This window comes from Ensifer sp. ZNC0028 (assembly GCF_000799055.1).
Taxonomy (GTDB): domain Bacteria; phylum Pseudomonadota; class Alphaproteobacteria; order Rhizobiales; family Rhizobiaceae; genus Ensifer.
Genome location: NZ_JTLA01000158.1, coordinates 1 through 5087, shown reverse-complemented (window position 1 = coordinate 5087; position 5087 = coordinate 1). Strand labels below are relative to the sequence as shown.

4 protein-coding genes are annotated in these 5087 nt (G+C 65.3%); 1 reads left to right on the top strand and 3 read right to left on the bottom strand.

What is annotated here, in order from left to right; all coding sequences use genetic code 11:
• A partial coding sequence (locus L981_RS30635; protein ID WP_043625759.1) for a phytanoyl-CoA dioxygenase family protein occupies window positions 1-1090 on the bottom strand: 1090 nt, incomplete at its 3' end.
• Window positions 1091-1192: 102 nt separating this feature from the next.
• Here L981_RS30635 and L981_RS30630 point away from each other — a divergent pair.
• Window positions 1193-2212: a LacI family DNA-binding transcriptional regulator gene (locus L981_RS30630; protein WP_043625756.1), complete on the top strand. Its 1020-nt coding sequence runs from the start codon at window positions 1193-1195 to the stop codon at window positions 2210-2212.
• 26 nt (window positions 2213-2238) lie between these two features.
• Here the strand turns inward: L981_RS30630 and L981_RS33500 are convergent, their stop codons facing one another.
• Both L981_RS33500 and L981_RS30620 read right to left on the bottom strand, forming a co-directional pair.
• Window positions 2239-3741 carry a diguanylate cyclase domain-containing protein gene (locus L981_RS33500; protein ID WP_156134298.1) on the bottom strand — a complete coding sequence of 501 codons (1503 nt, stop codon included), beginning with the start codon at window positions 3739-3741 and terminating at the stop codon, window positions 2239-2241.
• A gap of 235 nt (window positions 3742-3976) precedes the next feature.
• A partial coding sequence (locus L981_RS30620; RefSeq protein ID WP_043625753.1) for an ankyrin repeat domain-containing protein occupies window positions 3977-5087 on the bottom strand: 1111 nt, incomplete at its 5' end.

Sequence of the window (5087 nt, the reverse complement as noted above, 5' to 3'; positions counted from 1 at the left end):
GCGCCAGCCCGCCGATTGGCGGGTCTCGGTCAAGATTGGTCGGGAACGAGTAGCCTTCGGCACACGAGGCGATGGCATTGGCCGCTTCCGCCCGCGACAGCTTGCCGTTCGCCAGCAAGGCCCGCAAGGCCGGATAGAGCGCCGCGCTCATCGTCAGTCGGTCGACGGTTTCCATGGCGCGACCGAAGGCCGAAGACACCTGCAGCAGGTTGGCGACGCGGCGGATATCTTGGGAGCGGTTGGTGCCGGCAGCATGAAAGAGCGCCGGATTGAAGAAGACGACGTCACCCTTTTCAAGCGGGAGCTGCACGTGGTTTGCGTCGAAATAGGCGCGGAACTCCGGCCGGTTGAGCGCCAGATAGCCCGGCACATAGGTCTGGCTATAGGGCAGGAATAGCGTCGGTCCGCTTTCGAGCGGCATGTCGCAATGGGCAACCGCGCCCTGCAGCGTCAGCACCGGCGAAAGCTTGTGAACATGCGCCGGATACTGCTCGATCACAGCCGCCGTCTGGAAGCCGAGGTGATAGTCTCGGTGCGCCGATTGCGCCGCCCCACCCGGGTTGACCCGGTTGACCTGCGCCGTCATCTGGTAGTTCGGCCCGAGCCAGGCCTCGCTGACGAGCGCGATGATGGCATTGCCGTAATAGGCGGCGAAATTCTCCGGTGCGTTCAGGCAGTGCTTTTCCAGCGAGTTCCAGATGCGGTCGTTGGCGCCGGGCTTGGCGAAGTGATCGCCTCCGCCGCTGTTGCTGCGATGTTGCTCTTCGATGATGGCATCGAAGACCCCGCTTGCGATGTCGATTGCCGCCGAATCGGCATAGGCGCGCTTGAAGACCGCCACGCCGGGGCCCGTTGCCAGCGCCTCGCAGATTTCCGCCAGAACCGAACGCCGCGCCTCGCCGTCGCCGCACGCCGCAATCAACGCGGCGCTGTCATAGATCAGGACGTTCTTTTCGCAGCCGGAGGCATGGGGATAGTCGGACAGATCGGTCTGGCGTTCGACTTCCGCCCGGAACGCCTCGAGATCGCAGGCCTCCTCGGTGAGCCAGACACGGTCGATCCGCTGGCGCGCTTTGTTGTCGGTCTTCATCGCGTTTCCTCCTCTGGAACATCCTGATGAACACGACTATAGGCGGCGGCAAAACATGATATAGAGCAAGAATCCATCAAAAATCCATCAGGAGTCGCGACGGTGGCCCATCCGTTTCTGGTCAAGGACATCGCCTTTCAGGCCGGCCTTAGCACCGCGACCGTCGATCGTGTGCTCAACGAACGGCCGGGCGTGCGCCGCCAGACGGAGGCCCGGGTTCGCGCAGCCATCGAGGAACTGGAAAAGCAGCAGGCCGGCCTCGACATCCAGGGGCGCAAGTTCGCGATCGATATCGTCATGGAGTCGCCGCAGCGCTTTACCGATGCGGTGCGGCGCGCCTTCGAGAGCGAGGCGCTGACCTTCGCGCCCACCGTCTTTCGTTGCCGGTTCCACTTTGCCGAGACGATGCGCCCGCAGGACATCGTGCAACTGCTCGACCGCATCCGGCTGCGCGGAACCGACGGGCTGGTGCTGAAGGCGCCAGACGTGCCCGAGATCGTTGCGGCCGTCGCCCGCTTCGAGATGGGCGGCACGCCCGTCGTGACGCTGGTAACCGACCTGCCCCATTCGCAGCGGACGGCCTATGCCGGCGCCGACAACCGGGCGGCGGGCGAAACGGCCGCCTACCTCCTCGGCGAGCGCTTTTTCGGCGCGGCGGCAACCGTGCTGGTGACCCTTTCGAGCGGCCGTTTTCGAGGTGAGGAAGAACGAGAGATCGGCTTTCGCCGGGTGCTGCGCGAGCGCTATCCGGCAATCCGGATCGTCGAGATCAGCGAAGGCCACGGCCGCGACAGTGAAACCGGGCTCTTGGCCCATGCAGCGCTTTCGGCCAATCCGGATATCAACGCGGCCTATTCGATCGGCGGCGGCAACCGCTCCGTGCTTGCAGCCTTCGAGGGCCTCGAACGCTCCTGCATGCTCTACATCGCCCATGATCTCGATGAGGACAATCTGGCGCTGCTGCGCGAACGGCGCATTCACTTCGTGCTGCATCACGACCTGAGGACCGATGCACGCACCGCCTTTCGCACGATGATGCTGCGGCCGGGCGCCCAGGCGCCGGTGATCGGCCCGCAGCTCTCCGCCGTGGTGGTGATCACGCCCTATAATGTTCCGGAGTAGCGCGGCCGCCAGCCGGCGCTGAACCTTCAAGCGGCCGTCTGGCCATCGTTCTTTTCGGCCGGCAACACCATGTCGTCGGCCGTTTCGAAGCGATTGCGGCCGCGCCGCTTGGCGAGATAGAGCGCTTCGTCCGCAGCCAGCAGCAACTGGCGCGCCGTCTGTCCGTGCCGCGGTGCAAAGGCAATGCCGGCGCTGCCGCCGACGACGAGCATCTGGCCGTTGAAGGCGACCGGCGTCTGCGCGTCGGCAATCAGGCCGGCCGTCAGGCTGCGGGCCTCGGCCTCGCTGCAATCGCCGAGAATGACCGCAAATTCGTCACCTCCGAGCCGAGCGACCGTGCCCTTCGGCCCGGCGCGATTGCGAAAACGCTCGGCCATGGCCACCAGCACGGCATCGCCGGCGGCGTGGCCATGCCGGTCGTTGACCTCCTTGAACTCGTCGAGATCGGCATAGACGAGCGTGAAAGGGTGGGTATTCGCCCGCAGAAGCGCCGCTGCCAGCATGTCGTCGAAGCCGCTGCGGTTCATCAGCCCCGTCAGGCGGTCGTGCTTGGCCAGGTGCCGGTTCAGCGCTTCGCTCTGCTGCAGGGCGGCAAAGAGCGTCGAGAAGCGCAGCGCCACGAAGGCCATCAGCAGGGCTGCGACAATCGCCATGATGATGACGCTCGGCAACAGTTCCGCGCGGACGAACCCGCCGGGCGATTTCGGCACCCAGGCGGCCACGAGACAGGACGAATCGGTGCAGCGCCCGACAGACGCATAGGCGCTGCTTGCTGGCCGCTCGTTGAGCGGAACAAAGGCCAGTCCGCGAATACCCAGCCGCGCCGCGATCTCGCGCGTCATCTTCGGCGTGACCGGTCGAACCGCGACCATCAGCACCGGATCGCGCCGTTCCGCCGGAACCACCAAAGTCTCCGGGATGACCGCCTGCACCACCGCAACGCTCATGCGCCCGTCGATCTCGCGCAGGTCCACCGCGTGGATGCCGGGCACCGCCGGCATGACGGATTGCGGATCCGGCGTCGTGACATCGAGTTTATAGGTGCCGCCGTTGTTCCTGAGCGCATTGTCGTAGCGGCGCTTGGCCTCCTCCACGAGATCGTCGACCTCGTCGATCGGCACGCGCGCCACCCCGGCCGGAACCGACACGCCATCCTTGAGCGCCGTCGAGACGTTGCGCGCCGGATCCGTGAAGATGATCCAGGAGAAGCCGTAGTCTTCCCAAAGCCAGCCCGAAAGCTCGTCCGTGATAAAACTGCTGCTGGCGTGCCCGCTCGCCAGTTCCTCGTAGGTCTTGTCCCAGAAGGACACCTGCGCCTGGAACTGAACCACGGCATCCATCTGGTGGCGCAGTTCGTTTGCGACGAGCCGGCGCTCGGCCGAAAGTCCGAAACGATCGGCCTCGGTGACCGACCGGTCGAGCACATAGATGAGGCTTGCAATGATCAGGACCGCGACCAGGGTACAGGCGGCATGGATCGCCCAGACCGTCTTGTCCCGTTTTGCCTGCCGCAACGCCTTTTCCACCACGCCAGTCCCCCTCGTCCGCACCGGCCATGCCGGGCATTCTAGCACTTGTGGAGGTGCGATGCGCAACGATGGCAGCCGATACTGAGGGCACCCTAGCGGCCAATATCGAAGTTTGGCTTAAATAAGCTGGTGATAAAATAATTAACGATTTCAACCGGCTGAATCAGCCGACAATCAGCGGTCGCAGCGGAGATCTGGAGGTGCGGGCAATCGCCCGCGCCTCCTTCTGCACAGCCTATTGCGGAGCGGCGGCCGAAACGCGCAGCAAGGCGATGATCTCCGCATTGCCTTGCTCTACGGCAAGATCGCGTATCGATGGACCTGCGGCGCCATCCCGAAGGCGCGCATTCGCGCCCCTTTCGAGAAGCAGCTGTACCGATTCCGCCTGCCCGTTGATCACCGCGAAGGCCAGCGGCGTCATCCAGTCGTGCTGCGGTTCCGGTCGGCCGCGGCCGCGGAACGTGCCGAATGGCGTTTCGATCAGATCCGGCTGCCGGTCGAGGATATCGGCGAGGCGCGCGGTCACACCGAAGGACGCGGCTGCGAAGACATCGAGCGGCTGATCCTTCAGGAAGGCGACCATCTCGTCCTTGCCGTTGTACTTGGCCCAGCCGATCGGCGGTGCATGATGGTAGGGATCGCGGGCCGAGGCATTGGCGCCGTGATCGAGCAGGCGCCGCGCCATCGCGATATGGCCATGCAGCGCCGCCTCGTGCAACGGCGTGCGCGAGGTCATGCGGTTGACGTCGAAGCCGAGCGACAGCATCAGCGCGACAGCGTCGTGCCGGTCCTCGCCCGCCGCCTCGTGCAGGATAGCCGGGTGCGCGGCTTCAGTTCGGGCCACAAGCGTCGGATCCGCATCGACGAGTTCCCTCGCCTCGTCGGCCTTCACTTCGCCGATGGCACGAGCCAGCCGGTCGACATCTTCCAGCGGCGCTTCGGTCGCGCCGCGCGACACGAGGTATTGCGCCAGCGCCGGATCGCCGCCGAGTTCGGCCCATTGATAAGGCGTGCGCCCCTTGATCGGGCGATTGACGTCGGCACCGTGCGCGACGAGCAGCCGGACACGATCGGACATCCGCTTTTCCAGCGCCCAGGCAAGCTGATAGTCGAAGACGCGCTCGCCGTTTTCGACCAGACCGCCATCGTTGCGCACCAGCCAATTGTTGCGGTCGTCGGCATTGAGGCCATGGTCGAGAAGCAGCTGGAGGCAGGAATTGTCCGGCTCGAACATCCGGTTGTAGAGCGCCTGGCTGTCATTGGCCCGGGCACCGGCGCGAAGCAGCAACCGCGCAAAGGCGACGCAATCCGGGTGCGGCGGCTGCCGCTCCGGCCCCGCCTCGCCC